The organism is Ralstonia pickettii (assembly GCF_030582395.1).
GTDB classification, from domain to species: domain Bacteria; phylum Pseudomonadota; class Gammaproteobacteria; order Burkholderiales; family Burkholderiaceae; genus Ralstonia; species Ralstonia pickettii_D.
On sequence record NZ_CP104382.1, the window covers coordinates 152,280 to 166,240 of the forward strand.

General features: G+C 64.1%; 13 protein-coding genes. 6 read left to right on the forward strand and 7 right to left on the reverse strand.

Annotation, left to right across the window (positions count from 1 at the left end):
* The first annotated feature begins 661 nt into the window (after positions 1 to 661).
* Positions 662 to 1,207 carry a hypothetical protein gene (locus N5B55_RS17470; protein ID WP_065859554.1) on the forward strand — a complete coding sequence of 182 codons (546 nt, stop codon included), beginning with the start codon at positions 662 to 664 and terminating at the stop codon, positions 1,205 to 1,207.
* Positions 1,208 to 1,342: 135 nt separating this feature from the next.
* Here the strand turns inward: N5B55_RS17470 and N5B55_RS17475 are convergent, their stop codons facing one another.
* Entirely contained in the window at positions 1,343 to 2,419 is a 1,077-nt protein-coding gene (locus N5B55_RS17475; protein ID WP_304540680.1) for an FUSC family protein, read from the reverse strand.
* Positions 2,420 to 2,705: 286 nt separating this feature from the next.
* Between N5B55_RS17475 and N5B55_RS17480 the strand changes: the two genes are divergently transcribed.
* A complete protein-coding gene (locus N5B55_RS17480) occupies positions 2,706 to 4,877 on the forward strand; it encodes a PTS sugar transporter subunit IIC/EAL domain-containing protein (RefSeq protein WP_304540683.1) in 2,172 nt (723 codons plus the stop codon).
* A gap of 16 nt (positions 4,878 to 4,893) precedes the next feature.
* On the opposite strand, the gene N5B55_RS17485 is transcribed toward N5B55_RS17480, so the two are convergent.
* Positions 4,894 to 5,541 (reverse strand): hypothetical protein, encoded by a 648-nt coding sequence (locus N5B55_RS17485; RefSeq protein ID WP_304540685.1) that lies wholly within the window; start codon positions 5,539 to 5,541, stop codon positions 4,894 to 4,896.
* A gap of 581 nt (positions 5,542 to 6,122) precedes the next feature.
* On the opposite strand from N5B55_RS17485, the gene N5B55_RS17490 reads away from it, so the two are divergent.
* A complete protein-coding gene (locus tag N5B55_RS17490) occupies positions 6,123 to 6,797 on the forward strand; it encodes a hypothetical protein (protein ID WP_304540687.1) in 675 nt (224 codons plus the stop codon).
* 112 nt (positions 6,798 to 6,909) lie between these two features.
* Here the strand turns inward: N5B55_RS17490 and N5B55_RS17495 are convergent, their stop codons facing one another.
* Together N5B55_RS17495 and N5B55_RS17500 are read right to left on the reverse strand one after the other, a co-directional pair.
* Entirely contained in the window at positions 6,910 to 8,013 is a 1,104-nt protein-coding gene (locus tag N5B55_RS17495) for an ABC transporter substrate-binding protein (protein WP_304540689.1), read from the reverse strand.
* 308 nt (positions 8,014 to 8,321) lie between these two features.
* Positions 8,322 to 9,098: an alpha/beta hydrolase family protein gene (locus N5B55_RS17500; RefSeq protein WP_304540691.1), complete on the reverse strand. Its 777-nt coding sequence runs from the start codon at positions 9,096 to 9,098 to the stop codon at positions 8,322 to 8,324.
* A gap of 109 nt (positions 9,099 to 9,207) precedes the next feature.
* On the opposite strand from N5B55_RS17500, the gene N5B55_RS17505 reads away from it, so the two are divergent.
* Together N5B55_RS17505 and N5B55_RS17510 are read left to right on the forward strand one after the other, a co-directional pair.
* A complete protein-coding gene (locus N5B55_RS17505; RefSeq protein ID WP_304540693.1) occupies positions 9,208 to 9,675 on the forward strand; it encodes a GFA family protein in 468 nt (155 codons plus the stop codon).
* A gap of 120 nt (positions 9,676 to 9,795) precedes the next feature.
* The gene (locus N5B55_RS17510) at positions 9,796 to 10,713 is read left to right on the forward strand and encodes a DMT family transporter (RefSeq protein ID WP_304540695.1); all 918 of its coding nucleotides are present in this window, start codon (positions 9,796 to 9,798) and stop codon (positions 10,711 to 10,713) included.
* Between the two features lie 26 nt (positions 10,714 to 10,739).
* Here N5B55_RS17510 and N5B55_RS17515 read toward each other — a convergent pair whose 3' ends face one another.
* Entirely contained in the window at positions 10,740 to 11,666 is a 927-nt protein-coding gene (locus N5B55_RS17515; RefSeq protein WP_304540697.1) for an MASE4 domain-containing protein, read from the reverse strand.
* A 274-nt stretch (positions 11,667 to 11,940) separates the two neighbouring features.
* Here N5B55_RS17515 and N5B55_RS17520 point away from each other — a divergent pair, with 274 nt between their 5' ends.
* Positions 11,941 to 12,744 (forward strand): enoyl-CoA hydratase, encoded by an 804-nt coding sequence (locus N5B55_RS17520; protein WP_304540699.1) that lies wholly within the window; start codon positions 11,941 to 11,943, stop codon positions 12,742 to 12,744.
* Between the two features lie 34 nt (positions 12,745 to 12,778).
* Here the strand turns inward: N5B55_RS17520 and N5B55_RS17525 are convergent, their stop codons facing one another.
* Both N5B55_RS17525 and N5B55_RS17530 read right to left on the reverse strand, forming a co-directional pair.
* Positions 12,779 to 13,333 (reverse strand): thioredoxin family protein, encoded by a 555-nt coding sequence (locus N5B55_RS17525; RefSeq protein WP_178961591.1) that lies wholly within the window; start codon positions 13,331 to 13,333, stop codon positions 12,779 to 12,781.
* A 73-nt stretch (positions 13,334 to 13,406) separates the two neighbouring features.
* Complete coding sequence (locus N5B55_RS17530) at positions 13,407 to 13,823, reverse strand: organic hydroperoxide resistance protein (protein WP_304540702.1); 417 nt, start codon at positions 13,821 to 13,823, stop codon at positions 13,407 to 13,409.
* Between the last annotated feature and the right edge of the window lie 138 nt (positions 13,824 to 13,961).

Genomic DNA, 13,961 nt, shown 5'->3' on the forward strand with positions numbered 1-13,961 from the left:
GAGCGCCAACACCTCAGCGCCGCTCGCAGACGTTCGAAATTTCGACCTCAAACACTCGCGCGCCGAGCGTAGACACCCGCGTGCCGACCTAAAACAGCCGAACGCCGGGGTCAGAGGTCCAACCGCCGCGGTTCAAGGTCCGACAAATCGGAGCTAGGAGAGCCGAACGCGGGGCTCTGAACTCGGAGCATGGGGCTCAGAGGTCCAAACGTGGGGTTCGGAACTCCAAAGGTGAGGCTCAGAGGTCCAAACGTGGGGTTCGGAACTCCAAAGATGGGGCTCAGAGGTCCAAACGTGGGGTTCGGAACTCCAAAGATGGGGTTCAGAGGTCCAAACGTGTGGTTCGGAACTCCAAAGATGAGGCTCAGAGGTCCAACCGTGGGGCACCGAACTCGGAACATGAGGTTCAGAACTCTACATGCCGAGCTTGGAGCTTCGAACGTCGAGTTCAGAACTCGGAGCGTGGAGTTCTGAACTCGGGGTGTGGAGGATGGACAGCCAGCATGCGCCGATGAGATTGGTTGAGACATGCGTGTCGCCGCGGGGGGGGGGGGTGACAGTCAGCGCCCACATATTTGTGGGCTGCAGCGCATAGGCATGATCGTTGCGACACCTCCAACCCCGTCTCACGGCACGCACAGCGTGCAAAGGAGGATACGCAATGCATTGGATCGATCCTGAAAGTCTTCCGGAAGTTCGCGGCACGGTCCGCAACTTCCTTCTCAATCCTGAAGGCGATGTCGATGGTTTTGTGCTCGGGGGTCGCACACTTCGGCAGGTCCACGTGCCGCCGCACTTGTCGCGTCACCTGGCCCGGCATGTCGCGCTGGGCGACAAAGTCCGCATACGCGGGGTGAAGCCGCGCGGCGCCGACATGATCGCCGCGATCTCGCTCACCACAGAGAGCGGCAAGGTCATCCTTGATGAAGGCCCGCCCGCCAAGGGTGACAAACCTGCAAAACGTGCCGGTGCGCGTCGACCGATGGAAGCTACGGGGCAGGTCAAGCTGTCGCTCTTTGGGCCGAAGGGGGAACTGCGCGGCGCGTTGCTGGACGATGGCACCTCGTTGCGCGTGCCGCCCCACGCTGCAGCAGAGCTGGCGTCATACCTCACCCCCGGTGCGCACGTGCATGCGTGGGGGCAGGGCTTGAAGAACAAATTCGGCCGGACACTCGAAGTGGACGAGATTGCCGAAGTGGTGGATTGAACGGGTCGGCAGGGGATCTCGCATTCGGAAGGTGCGCCCCCTCTAAAAAAGCAGTCGTCCATAAAGTCAGTCGAGCACGCCAGCCTCGACGATTGATTCGATCCGTACTTCGGACGTTGCCGGGCGCCCCGCGCTTCAACCGATATTCCACTGCGGCGCAATCGCCAGCAGTTGCTGCCGCAGGTTCTCGATCTCGTTGGCAAAACCTTCGGCCAGCGCACTTTCCACGGTGGGCGTGCCGGCGGCGTGGCTGATTTCGGCGGAGTCGGCCGCGCGTGGTCTTGCCAAACGTGCCAACGTGCCAAACCGCAACGCGCGCGACATGCCGATCAACGTGTCGCGAAGGCGCCGGGCGCCGGCACCGTCGGCGGGCCGTGCGCCCGTGTTCGGTTGCCCCAGCGGCCCGCGCGTTGCGTTGAGCAGCTCCAGCGTGCTGATGCAGATGCGCAGGCTGCGCTGGATGCTCTCCAGCCGCTCCAGGGGCACATCAATCTCTTTCGATACCGACGGCATGAGCGAGCGCAACTGCACGAGCAGCGTATTGAGCTTGCCGAGCTGCTTGCTGCGCTCGCTCGGCGCATCACCGGCCTGGCCGAGGTTGGCATACGCTCGGGCGCATTCGCGCAGCGCATCGGCCAGCCGGTAGCGCCACGAATATGTGGCATACAGCGGCAGCGCAAACGAGAACAGCAGCGCAATCGCAATCCCCACCAGCACGTTGAGCGTGCGCCAGGCGCCGTCGAGCAGGCTGTTGTCACCATGCCCAACCACGATGACGAGCGTGATGGCCGCCAGCAGTGCGATATAGCCGCCCTTGCCAATGGCGTGATACGCGCAGATGCCGCACGCGATGGCCGTCAGCGCATACGTGAGCGGCAGATGCCCCAGCCACGTCTGCTGAACAATGATCAACAGGCCCGCCACCGCGCCGATGAGCGTGCCCCAGGCGCGTTCGGCCGCGCGCTTGCGGATGTTGCCGTGGTGCTGCAGGCCGGCAATGACGATCAGCAACGAGATCGTGGCCCACTCCCCATGCCGCCAGCCAAAGCCCGCCGTCACGGCAATGGAAAGCAGCACGCCAAGCCCGACGCGCGTGGCATGGATGTACCGCGCATGCCGATAACGCCGGTGCGGGTCGCGCACGAGGCGGAACAGAGACAGAAACGGTGCAGGAAGTTTCACAGTGCGGGGCGCACGAATGGAAATCGACATAAACAAGATGGTTGCAGATTCTGGGGCGCGCCGTACACAGCATGGGCGCCACGTTGGTGCCGATGGCCTTGCCGTGGTGCGGGCCTGGGGACAATACTGCGGCAAGACCTCGGGTTTCCCCTAGGTATCGCACAAAGCTTGCCATGGGCGGATGACCTTTTTGCGTATTGCGCAAAGTGACACTTAAGTGCATGGCGAGTCATGTCGATTAGGATTCGTAGTCCGTAGGCAACACTTCGGGCTGCCCCTGGGGTTTGCCGATCCACCGCGAACAAGATCGAGTCCTATGACGACGCAGGCGCTATCGCCCTGGCTGAGGTTGTTGAGCGCCGCCGAGCGCTTGGACCGCGGGCCGTATTTCATTGCCATTCGGCGCGGGCTGGCGCTCTCTTTGCCGCTCATCATGGTGGGCGCGCTGGCGCTGCTGCTGCGCTATCCGCCCACTCCCGGCATACGCGCCGTGCTGGTGGGGGCCTTTGGCGCGCGGCTGGATGCCTTTTGCGACAGCGTGCTGGCCGGCACGATCGGCATCGGCGCGCTGGTCGCTCTCTTCGGGTTTGCCGATGTGTTGGCGCAGTTGCACAACCAGCGTGCCGGGCGTCGCGTGGTCAACCCCACCGTGGCGGCCGTGGTGGTGGTGTCGTGCTTCTTTACGCTCATCGCGCCGGCTGCGAATGCATCGTTGATGGCGTCGCTCTCACTGGGGCAGGGGCTGTTTGGCGCCTTGGTGGTGGCGTCACTGGGCGGCACGCTGTTTCTGAAGCTGTGCGGCATCCGGCGTTTGCGCATTCCGTCTCACCATTTGAGCAACGATCTTCTGGTGGGCGATGTGCTGTCGGTCGTGCCGGCCGGCATGCTGACGATCTTGGCGTTTGCCGTGCTCAAGGCCGGCATGGCTTGGGCGGGCTGGCCGCAGCTCATGGCCGCACTGGATGCGCAACTGGCAGCGCCGTATTCGGATGCGGCCAACAGCCTGTTGTTTGGCCTGGGCTACGAAGCGGTGTCGCAGTTGCTGTGGCTGTTTGGCATCCACGGGCCCAACGCGCTGTACATGGTGCATCAGCACATCCTGGAGCCGGCCACGCAGGCCAACGCGGCGGCGGTTGCCAGCGGCGGGCAGCCACAGTTCATCTTTACTTATCACTTCTTTGCCGTGTTCGCGCGCATGGGCGGCTCGGGCGGCACGCTTAGCCTCGTGCTCGCGCTGCTGATGTCGCGGCGCATGCAGCGCGGCCGCAAGATGGCGCTGATCGTCATGCTGCCGGCGCTGTTCAACGTGAACGAGCCGTTGCTCTTCGGGCTGCCGCTGGTGCTCAACCCGGTCTACGCGATTCCGTTCCTGCTCACGCCGCTGGTGCAGATCCTGATCGCCTATGCGGCCACGGTTGCAGACCTCATGCCCAAGACCAGCTACACCGTGGCGTGGACCACCCCAGCGCTGTTCAGCGGCTATGCAACCACGGGCTCGGTGTGGGGGGCGGTCGTCCAGCTCATCGGCCTGGTGGTGGGGGCGGCGATTTACCTGCCATTTGTGCGCATGGCGGATGTTCTGTCCGCGCGCCGCAGCCAGGAGGTGCTTGCGTCTTTGTTGCAGATTGCCGAGTCGCCCGAGGTGAGCCTGAAGGGCCGGCGCTGTCTGGACCTGCCCGGGGACGAAGGCCGCATGGCGGTGGCGCTGGCCAGCGATCTGGAGAACGCCATCAAGAAAGACGGGCAGATTTTCCTGGAGTTTCAGCCGCAGGTGGATTGCGCCACCGGGCGCGTGTTTGGGGCCGAGGCGCTGCTGCGCTGGCAGCACCCGGTGCTGGGGCGCGTGGCCCCGCCCATTGCCGTGGCGCTGGCCGACGACATTGGCAAGATCGATCAGCTCGGCCTACGGATTCTGTCGCTTGCGTGTCAGCAGCGCGCGGCGTGGCGCGGTGTCTTGCCGGACGATTTCGTGGTCGCCGTGAATCTCTCACCTCGGCAGTTGCTGGACTGCAGGCTGTACCGGAACGTGCTCGACATCCTGCGTCGCGAAGGGCTGTCGCCCACGCAGCTGGAACTTGAGATCACTGAATCGACGATGCTGCTACCGGATATCACCGCCATCGGCAACCTCAAGCAGCTGCGAGAGGCTGGCGTGAAAGTCGCGCTCGACGATTTCGGGATGGGCCATACGTCGCTGCACTACCTGCGCGAGCTGCCGCTGGATACCGTGAAGATCGACCGCTCGCTGGCCGACGTGAGCGCGGGCAGCATCAACGAACACATCGTGCGCAGCATTGCGAGCCTGAGCCGCACGCTCAACCTGTCGACGGTGGTGGAAGGCGTGGAGACGGAGCAGCAGCTTGAGCGCCTGTCCGCCCTGGGTTGTGAGCGGTTTCAGGGCTATTTCTTCAGCCACCCGCTGGCGCCCAGCGTGTGTCAGCAGTTTGTGTTGGAGGCCAACCTGCGGGCGTTGGCGCCCGCGCTTTGAAGGCGCGAGGGTGGGCTTAGCGGTACCGACCCACAAAGCCCTCGCACCGCCGGACGCGGCCAGCCTTCGCGGCCCATCGATAGAGGCCTTCCACCAGGCTCTTGCTCGCCGAGACCGGTTGACCATTGATCTGCCCCAGCACTTCCGATTGGTTCGGGTAGGGCTTCTCGAACAGCAGCTTCAGCTCGCTGCCGCCGCCCAGCGCCAGGTAGACGGCTTCACGCGGTTCGAACTGCAGTGAGAACGAGCTGCTGCGCACGCTGGCGCTTTCCACCGTATCGGCAAAGTTGGCGATGAGCGCGCCGTCTTCGGTGCTGTATTCGCAGCCGGTGTCTTTCAGGTGCGCTTCATCCACGGCCTTGAGCGACGCCAGGGCCGGGTCCATCAAATACAGCGTGATCGCACGCGCCTTGCGCATCCGCTCGCTCAGGCCTTCGGCGGCCCAATAGCTTTGTTCGACCTTCGTTTGTTCGACCTTCGGGACGGGCTCCGCCCTTGGAGCAGGCTCGGGCGAGGGGGCTTGCGCTTGCGGCGCTGCTTCCAACTTGGGGGCCTGCGCCTGCAGTGTGGCGGCCGGCAGGACTTCCGACTGCAGTGCTTCGGCTGGCGGCGCGTCTGTCAGCGGTGCATCCATCGAGATTTGTCCGAAGGCCACTTGGCTCATGCTCATGCTGCAAGCGCAGGCCAAGACCAGAGAGATGATTTTTTTCGACAACTCCTACCCCTTTGAAACGTGCGTTGTTGTGTTGCGTTGCGTTCTGGATGTTAAGCCGGTCCTGAGGCAGTGTCGCCAGCATCGGGCCAGTACGGGCGAGAACAGCATCAGCGAGCTCTGCCGGTAGATGACGATAGCAGTACGACATCAACACAGCGATGTACCTCGATCGCGCCCTCGCCACTTAGCCACGACATTCGCCCGCCGCCTATCCTCGATCTCATTTCTTGAGCGAGTCATTCTTTAAGTCGGATCGTGGGTATCCGCGCAACCGCCCCCCTATGGGGGGTTTGCCAGTTCTATGACGGTAGATTTTAATTTGCCCGGGCCGAACCATCAGCGGGATTCGATGGCTACCAGGCGATCACAGCCTGGCAGATTGATCCGCAAACACTGAAAAGAACATCAACAACTTAGCCTAGGAGGCTGCGGTGCTTAATCGCCTTACCCGACCCTTTTCAATTGCCGCGATGGTATTCGCTGCCATGACGCTGTCTGCGTGTGGCGGCGGCGACAGCAGTAGCCCTGACATGACCGTCAGTTTCAATCCGTCAGCGCTGTCGGCAAAGGGGTTCCAGGGCCAACAGGCCAATGTGAATGCATTTCAGGATTCCACAGTCACCGTCCAGGCCGCTGTGTCCGGCACGGCCAGCGGTATTGTGTATGCCCGAGTCGTGGATTCAGGCCAGGGCTTCGGGGGCGGCGCGTTGAATGTCTCGTCAGTGGGCTCGGGGCGCTATAGCGCGACCCTGCGGCCCAACATGACGCTTGTGCCGGGCACTTATACAGGCAGCCTGACGCTGCAGTTGTGCAAGGACGCTGGCTGCGCGAGCCAATACACGACGGCGGGCGCAACGCTGCCCTATACCGTCACCATTTCGCCCAGGCTGTCGGTGGACGTCTACATCAACTCCACGTTTGTCGGTACGACGTTGTCTGGCCCGACCCTGTCCTTGCAATCGGCGATTCCAAACAACAGCACCGTTGAGTTTCGTAGCAACGTCCCGGTGCAGTGGCAGTATTCGTCCGGCCCGGGCTTTATCGGGGTGACGGTGAACCCTTCAGCGACGAGCACGGATTGGAAGGCCACGTTGGTAAGACCCGCGAATGCGTCCATCGACTCCATCGACCTCAACGCTGTGGCGCAAGACGGAACGCAGGGCATTCAGCGGTCCGCTGGCGTGTCGTTAAGGGTTTCGCCGTAAGGGCGGATGGGACATCGTGGTCCGAGGCTCCCTGAGCCTCGGAGTCCGTCAAGGAAACATCCGCATTGCGAAGTCGCCCAGGCTCGCGTGTTGGCACCAGCGGGCAAAGTGCTCAGCCGACGAGGTGGCCGTTGCTGCCGATCATCGTGACGTCTACGTAATCCAGCCCGGCGTGGTTGGCGCGGTCGTAGTGGACCCGCACGCCGCCAAAGTCGCGCGTGCCGAAGCCTTCCAGCGCCTGGATAAAGCCGTCGCGCGTGGGGTTGCTGCCGCAGGCGCGCAGGCCGTCCACGATGACACGGGCGGTGAGAAAGCCTTCCACCGCTTCGTAGGTCTGGTTGCCGTGGTCGCCAAACTTGTCGTTGGCTTCGCGAAACGCGCGCACCAGCGGCTGGGTGCGTGCATTGGGCCCGGGCATGACCTGCGTGACAGCCACGCCGTGGGCTAGCGGCCCGGCTTTCTCGAACACGGTCTTGGGCGTGGTGACCGACAGGATCCACGGCTGCGGCAGCGGCACGGGGCCGTGCTTGGCCTGATAGCGCGTCAGCATGTCGGCCACCGATGCTGGGGACGTGAACAACAGCGTGGTCTGCGGGTTGGCGGCGGCAATCTTGTCGACCACCATGTCGATATCGTCGCCCTTCGCATTGTGCGGGATGAGCGCGACGATCTGCGCGCCGAACTTTGCCGCGGCGGCCTTGGCGGCGTCGGCATTACCGGAGCCGAACGGGTTGTCCTGGTAGACCACGGCCACGCGCTTGAGCCCGATGGTGGTGGCGTGCTGCACCATCTTCGCGACTTCGTCTGCGTAGCTGGCGCGCGTGTGGAAGAGTGGTGCGCTGGGCTTGCGCACGGCGCCGGCGCCGGTCATGGCGCCGACCACCGGCAGGCGGTATTGCTCCAGCAGCGGCAATGCAGCAATGGTGTTGCCAGTGCCGCCCATGCACACAAGCCCGAACACGCCTTCCTGCACCAGCGTCTTGACGTTGGCCACGGTTTTGTCGGGCAGGTAGTTGTCCTCCAGCCGCTTGACGACCAGCTTGCGGCCCGCCACGCCGCCCTGGGCGTTGACTTGCTCGAAGCCGGCCAGCAAGCCGTTGGTGTAGTTCTTGTAAAGCCCGCCCCATACGCTGTCGAACCCGACCGTCTGTCCAAAGACGATCTTGTCTGCAAACACGCCGGCTTCCGCCGCGCGCGCCAGGGGCGTGAGCATCATTGCGCCGCCCAGTGCTACTGAACTCCGTACGAATTGCCTCCGGTCCATACCTGTCTCCGCCCCTTGTTTTTTTGGTGGTGTGGCAGGAGTGTCGAAAAGCTGGGCGCCGGCCGAAATGGCGGATAACCCTGAGGTGAGGATTTTTGGTTGTTGGGGTGGGTCGGCTGCGTGGTGCGCTGTCCTGCCGTCGCGAGACCTTGCAGCCTTGCGAGTCCTCAAGTTTCCTGACTGTCGAAGGGCGGCGCCGCCCAGACACGCCGGGATGCCCCTGGCCGTAACGCTTTCAAGCCCTGTACGCGCTGTCGCCCTTATTGCTCTGCCAGATGTTGCGCAAAAAAGACCGATACGTGTTTATCCCGAAGCATCGTAGCTTTAGCCGACAAAACATGCCCTTCTTCGGGAAACAGCAGCTGCTCTGCAGTTCTTCCACCGGCCGCATACCGGTCGGCCAGCCGCTTGCTCATGACGGATGACCATGTGGTGTCCTTCTCGCCCGCGCTGATCAGCAAGGGGCCGGGATAGCGCTCAATTTCAATGGGTTGAGTGGGTAGTAGTGCTTCTGAACTGCCTTTCCAGGTCCAGGCCCGCCGCGCGGGGTCCCATGCCTGCCAACCCGGGTCGCCGGGGTCTCTCCACTCGCGGCCGTCGAACGCGCCGCATATCACGTCTGGGGGTGCGTGCACAGCCACCGCATCCGGTGCATGCAGGGTGCTGTCGGTTGCCATCAAGACCGCGAGTAGCAGTGCATGCTCGGCGCCGCGCGAAACCCCGTAGACGCCGACTTTGCCCGTCGACCGCGAGCGGCTCCGCATTGCATTGAGCGCGGCGGCGGTGCGGTCTAACGGGACGTTCTCGATCAGGCCAGCGTTCCAAAGATTGCCGCCGACGCTATATCCAAACGGTAGTGCAGCGATACCGCTGGCCGCGAAGATGGCCGCTTGCAGATGTGCGAATCCAGACCATGCGCCCTCTGAACCATGCAGCACCAGCACATGGGGCACAGCGGCATTGCCGGTAGGTGCGTAGAGACGGCCGAGCCCCGGGATGTCCTCTATCATGGTCGGCAACGTTGTGGTGCTATCCATCGCGCTATGACGCGTTTGCAAGTTGGTCCCCCTCAGTTTGCTGTTTCAAAGCGTCGAGCCGAATTTTCCTGCCAGACTGCCTTGGTGTCACGCCTCGCCGGTGAACCTTATGCCCGCTCCCTACCCAGGCTCCCGCCTCTGCGGCAGCGTCAAATTCCAGCTCCTCGCTGATCCGCTCACCTTCTACGTTTGCCACTGCACCATGTGCCAACGTCGCACCGGCGGCGCGGCGTTGCCGGTGATGTGGGTTCACCGCCCGGACCTGCAGATCCTGGAAGGAGAGGCGCCGCTTGCCGAATTCAACCTCGGCAACGGGCACGCTCGCAGAGCCCGCATCTGTAGGCGCTGCGACACGCGCCTGTGGGCGGAGCCGTTGAACCGGCCAAACATCGCGTTGCTCCGGCCAGGCACGCTGCAGAACCAGCAAGCCTTCACGCCCGCGGCACACGTGTACACGCGCAGCAAGCAGCCGTGGTTTCTCATTCCGCCTAGGGTCGCGCAGTTTGAGACCTATCCCGAGCAGGCGGAGGAGTTGGTGCGGTTGTGGCAGCAGGCGACATCGACGCGGCACGACTGAACACCCACGCCCACACTTCGTCCCACACCAAACCGTTTCCCGCACACTCAGCGCCCAGCCTCGCTACGATCCTCCTGTATCGAGTGGCGGCAGTCTGACCGCCAAACAGGAGGGCACTCCGTGCCGCATACCACCACACCCGCATCCAGCCACGTCACTGACCTGGCCCTGCTCCTCACGCTGTCGACCTTGTGGGGCGCGTCGTACACGTTCATTCGGGTGGGCGTGGAGACCATTCCGCCGCTCACCTTCATCGCCGCCAGAACGGTGATCGCGGCAACGCTGCTGTTGCTGTGGATGCACAGCCGCAAGATCCGCCTGCCGCGCGACGGTCAGGTCTGGATGCGGTTTGGCGTGCAGGCGCTGCTGAATAGCGTCGTGCCGTTCACGCTCATCGCCTGGGCGGAGCGCTCGGTGGGGGCGAGTCTGGCGACCATTCTCAATTCGACGTCGCCCGTGATGGTCTTTGTGGCGACGGCGTTTATCACACGGCACGAGCCGGTGTCGCTGCGCAAGCTGGTCGGCGTGATTGCAGGGTTTGTCGGCACGTGTCTGGTGATTGGGCCAAGCGCGCTTGATGGGTTGGGCGGCCAGCTTGTTCCGCAGCTGGCCATCGTGGCGGCCACGGCGTGCTACGCGGGTGCGGCCATCTACGGCCGGTCGTTCAAGGGGCTGCACCCGGCGGCGCCTGCCACCGGCTCGCTGCTGATAGGCGCGTTCGTGCTGACCCCTGCCAGCCTGCTTGTGGATCACCCGTGGGCGCTCCAGCCTTCTGCACGTTCGCTGATGGCGTTGGTGGCGCTGGAGGTGTTCTCTACGGCCCTCGCGTTTGCCATCTACTTCCGGCTCATTCAAACGCTCGGCGCGATCGGTACGACTGCGCAGGCCTATCTGCGTGTGCCGATCGGGGTGGCGATCGGCGTGGTACTGCTGGGGGAATCGTTGCCGTCTTCAGCTTGGATAGGGCTGGCTTGCGTGGTGTTGGGCGTGGCGGCAATGTCGATGCCGGCACGGCGGGCGCAGGTGGGGCGAGCGTAGCGGGATGGGGAGGGATGGCCCGGGGGTCAGCCTTGCCGATCCCCAACGTTGCCCGCCGCAAGCTGCCTGAGTTCTGCCCGTGCTGCCGCCAGCCGGGAATGCAGCACGGTGTTTTCGATCAATAGCGACAGCAGCACAAAGCTCGCGCCAAGCAGCCCGAACACGCGGCCGGCATAGAAGCCCAGGTCATACCGCCCACCGTTGAACACGGTGCTGAGCGCGACATCGCAGATCCACACGCACAGCACGACCATCAGCCACACATCGAGCGTCAGGTGCGGACGGGTGCGCCACAGCACGACCAGCGCGGCCATGCAAATGCACCACGTGCTGCCGGCGACGACCCCCATGGTGGGCGTGTAGCGGTGGGCGGCCATGATGGGCGGCAGCAGGTGCTCGCCCGCAGTGGCCAGCGCCACGCATGCGGCCGATGCGCCGAGCACAGCGGCCACGGTGCCAAGGGCCGTGTGCCGTGTCAGCGTGTAGGGCGGGAAGCGATCGGGCTCGCGCTCTTCACGCCCCTTGAGCACGGCGTAAGCGATGACAAACAGCGGAAAGCCCGCGTGCCAGAACATGTAGATCCACGCGGTGCTCTGCGGCCCTGCCCCCAGCAGCCCGCCTGGGGCGAACAGCCCCGGAAACGACAGCAGGTGCCCCAGCGCCGTGGTGGCCGTGAACAGGTAGCCGCTGGCGAGCGCCAGCATGGCCCGCGAGCGCGTGATGGCGAACTGCCCGAAGAGCAGCGCTGCGGTAATCAAGTCATTGAGGATGAGGGCCGATTCGTAAATCGGCACGAACGACGGAAGTTGCGCCAGCTGCACCTTGGCAAACGGCACGGCCGACACCAGCACCACGAGCGACAGCAAGGCCACGGCCTGCGCCATCCAGTACGTCCGGCGTCCTGGGGAGAGGCTCAGCAACAAGCCCCGCTGCATGTCCAGCGTTTCCGACATCACGTTGGCCCCCTTGCGGTGACGGAGTCACGCGTTCACTTGTGGTGTGACGTGCTGTGCGACTGCGATGTGATTGCGTTGCCCGGGGGCAACCGACGTCATAGACGCGTGATAGTCAGTGGCCTGCCCGATGTCAACGCGGCCAAAGGGGTAGAACCTTCAGGCCTGCCGCCGCTGGCGGCCAGCCGGGTGTTACGGGGAACGCCCGAGTGCAGCCCGCGCTGTGCGGGAATAGACTGGTGCCCCTACGGCACCACCCTGTAAAGGAGTGCGCATGCAACCTCAACCCACCACCCACGCCGCCGTCGAACCGCCAGTCTTACGCGATGACCGCGACGGCGTCGCCACCCTGCGGCTGAACCGGCCCCTGCAATTCAACGCGTTGTCTGAAGCCATGCTCGACGCGCTGCAGGGCACGCTGGACGACATCGCGCAAGACGCGACGGTGCGCTGCGTGGTGCTTGGCGCCGAGGGCAAGGCGTTCTGTGCCGGCCACGATTTGCGTGAAATGCGCGGCACGCCCGAGCTTGCGTATTACCAAGCGCTGTTCGCGAGGTGCAGTGTGGTGATGCAGGCGATCCAGGCGCTGCCGGTGCCGGTCATTGCGCGCGTGCATGGCGTGGCGACCGCAGCGGGTTGTCAGTTGGTCGGCAGTTGCGACCTCGCCATTGCTTCGGATGCGGCGCGGTTTGCGGTGTCGGGTATCAACGTCGGCCTGTTTTGTTCAACCCCGGCGGTGGCGTTGTCGCGCAACGTGCTCCCGAAGCGCGCATTCGACATGTTGGTGACGGGCCGCTTCATCGATGCGGCCACGGCGGCCGACTGGGGCCTGATCAACGAGGCCGTGCCGGCGGCGGACCTGGATGACGCGATTGCCCGCAAGGTGGCGGACATCGTGTCGAAGAGCCCCACCGCCATTCGCTACGGCAAGGCGATGTTCTACCGGCAACGGCAGATGCCGCTTGCCGATGCCTATGCCTACGCGGGCGACGTCATGGCCCGCAACATGATGGAAGAAGACGCCGGCGAGGGCATCGACGCCTTTCTGGAGAAACGCCCCGCCCGCTGGCGCTCGTAAGCACCGCTGGGGCGGGTTGTCTCGCGCTGGGCCGTCACGCGGGCTTCTGCGGCTTTTGATTGGCCAGCAGCTTCTGGATGGCGGCTTCCGTCTCGGCATAGCGGCCTTCGCCAAAGTGCTGATAGACGATGCGCCCGTCGGTATCGATCAGGTACAGCGCCGGCCAGAACTGGTTGTGGAAGGCCGACCACGTCGCGTAGCTGTTGTCCTGCGCGACCGGGTAGCGCACGTCCAGGCGCTTGAGCGCTTCCTGTACGTTGGCGGTTGATTTTTCGAACGCGTATTCCGGTGTGTGCACGCCCACCACGACCAGGCCCTGATCCTTGTATTTGTCGTACCACTGCTTCACGTGGGGCAGCGTGTTGAGGCAGTTGATGCAGGAATACGTCCAGAAATCCACCAGCACGACCTTGCCGCGCAGGTCCTTCATGGACAGCGGCTGGGAGTTCAGCCACTGGTTGATGCCTGCAAATTCCGGTGCCGCCGCGCCGGTCGCGGCGGTCTGGCTGAAGGCGGGCGCGCCAGTCCCGACAAAGTAGACGGCGCCGATGGCGAGTGCCGCAAGTGCGGCGCGGAGGGTCGTGCGCATGGTGTGGAATCCGAAAAAAGTTGCGGGTGATGGCCCGCAGTCGCTGGCAGCGTGCGGCGGGCCATGTGCAGCGTCAGACCAGGTTCAGCTCGACGTGGATGTTGCCGCGCGTGGCCTTCGAATACGGGCAGAGCTGGTGGGCCGCTTCCACCACGGCTCGGGCCACTTCGCGATCCAGGCCGGGCAGGCTCACGTTCAGCCGAGCTTGCAGGAAGTACGCATCATCGGTGGTGCCCAGGTCGACTTCGGTGTTCAAGGACAGATCGGCCGGCAGCTTGATCTTCATCTGGATGGCCGCCCGGCCCATTGCACCAATAAAGCACGCAGACCATCCCGCGGCAAACAGCTGCTCGGGGTTCGTGCCGTGGCCGCTGCTGCCCGGGGGCGACAGCTTCAGGTTCAGGCGGTCGTCGTCGCTGTGGGCCTGGCCGTCGCGGCCGCCGGTGACGTTGACCTTGGCGGTGTACAGAACGTTTTCGATGCGGGTCATGGTGATCTCCTTTTGACGAAAGGGAAAGACTGCGGGTTGGATTTGCGTCCCGGCGTCAGCGGCTTGCTGTGCGCTTGTTGCCGGGGCCACGAGACGTATTTAAGAAGGCCGACGTATCCCTGAAGTAGCTCGGAAGGC

Bases quoted from the DNA above. Each gene is read 5' to 3' on its own strand.
- N5B55_RS17470 (WP_065859554.1), top strand. From the start codon at position 662: ATGCATTGGATCGATCCTGAAAGTCTTCCGGAAGTTCGCGGCACGGTC.
- N5B55_RS17475 (WP_304540680.1), bottom strand. From the start codon at position 2,419: ATGTCGATTTCCATTCGTGCGCCCCGCACTGTGAAACTTCCTGCACCG.
- N5B55_RS17480 (WP_304540683.1), top strand. From the start codon at position 2,706: ATGACGACGCAGGCGCTATCGCCCTGGCTGAGGTTGTTGAGCGCCGCC.
- N5B55_RS17485 (WP_304540685.1), bottom strand. From the start codon at position 5,541: ATGAGCCAAGTGGCCTTCGGACAAATCTCGATGGATGCACCGCTGACA.
- N5B55_RS17490 (WP_304540687.1), top strand. From the start codon at position 6,123: ATGACCGTCAGTTTCAATCCGTCAGCGCTGTCGGCAAAGGGGTTCCAG.
- N5B55_RS17495 (WP_304540689.1), bottom strand. From the start codon at position 8,013: ATGATGCTCACGCCCCTGGCGCGCGCGGCGGAAGCCGGCGTGTTTGCA.
- N5B55_RS17500 (WP_304540691.1), bottom strand. From the start codon at position 9,098: ATGGATAGCACCACAACGTTGCCGACCATGATAGAGGACATCCCGGGG.
- N5B55_RS17505 (WP_304540693.1), top strand. From the start codon at position 9,208: ATGCCCGCTCCCTACCCAGGCTCCCGCCTCTGCGGCAGCGTCAAATTC.
- N5B55_RS17515 (WP_304540697.1), bottom strand. From the start codon at position 11,666: ATGTCGGAAACGCTGGACATGCAGCGGGGCTTGTTGCTGAGCCTCTCC.
- N5B55_RS17520 (WP_304540699.1), top strand. From the start codon at position 11,941: ATGCAACCTCAACCCACCACCCACGCCGCCGTCGAACCGCCAGTCTTA.
- N5B55_RS17525 (WP_178961591.1), bottom strand. From the start codon at position 13,333: ATGCGCACGACCCTCCGCGCCGCACTTGCGGCACTCGCCATCGGCGCC.
- N5B55_RS17530 (WP_304540702.1), bottom strand. From the start codon at position 13,823: ATGACCCGCATCGAAAACGTTCTGTACACCGCCAAGGTCAACGTCACC.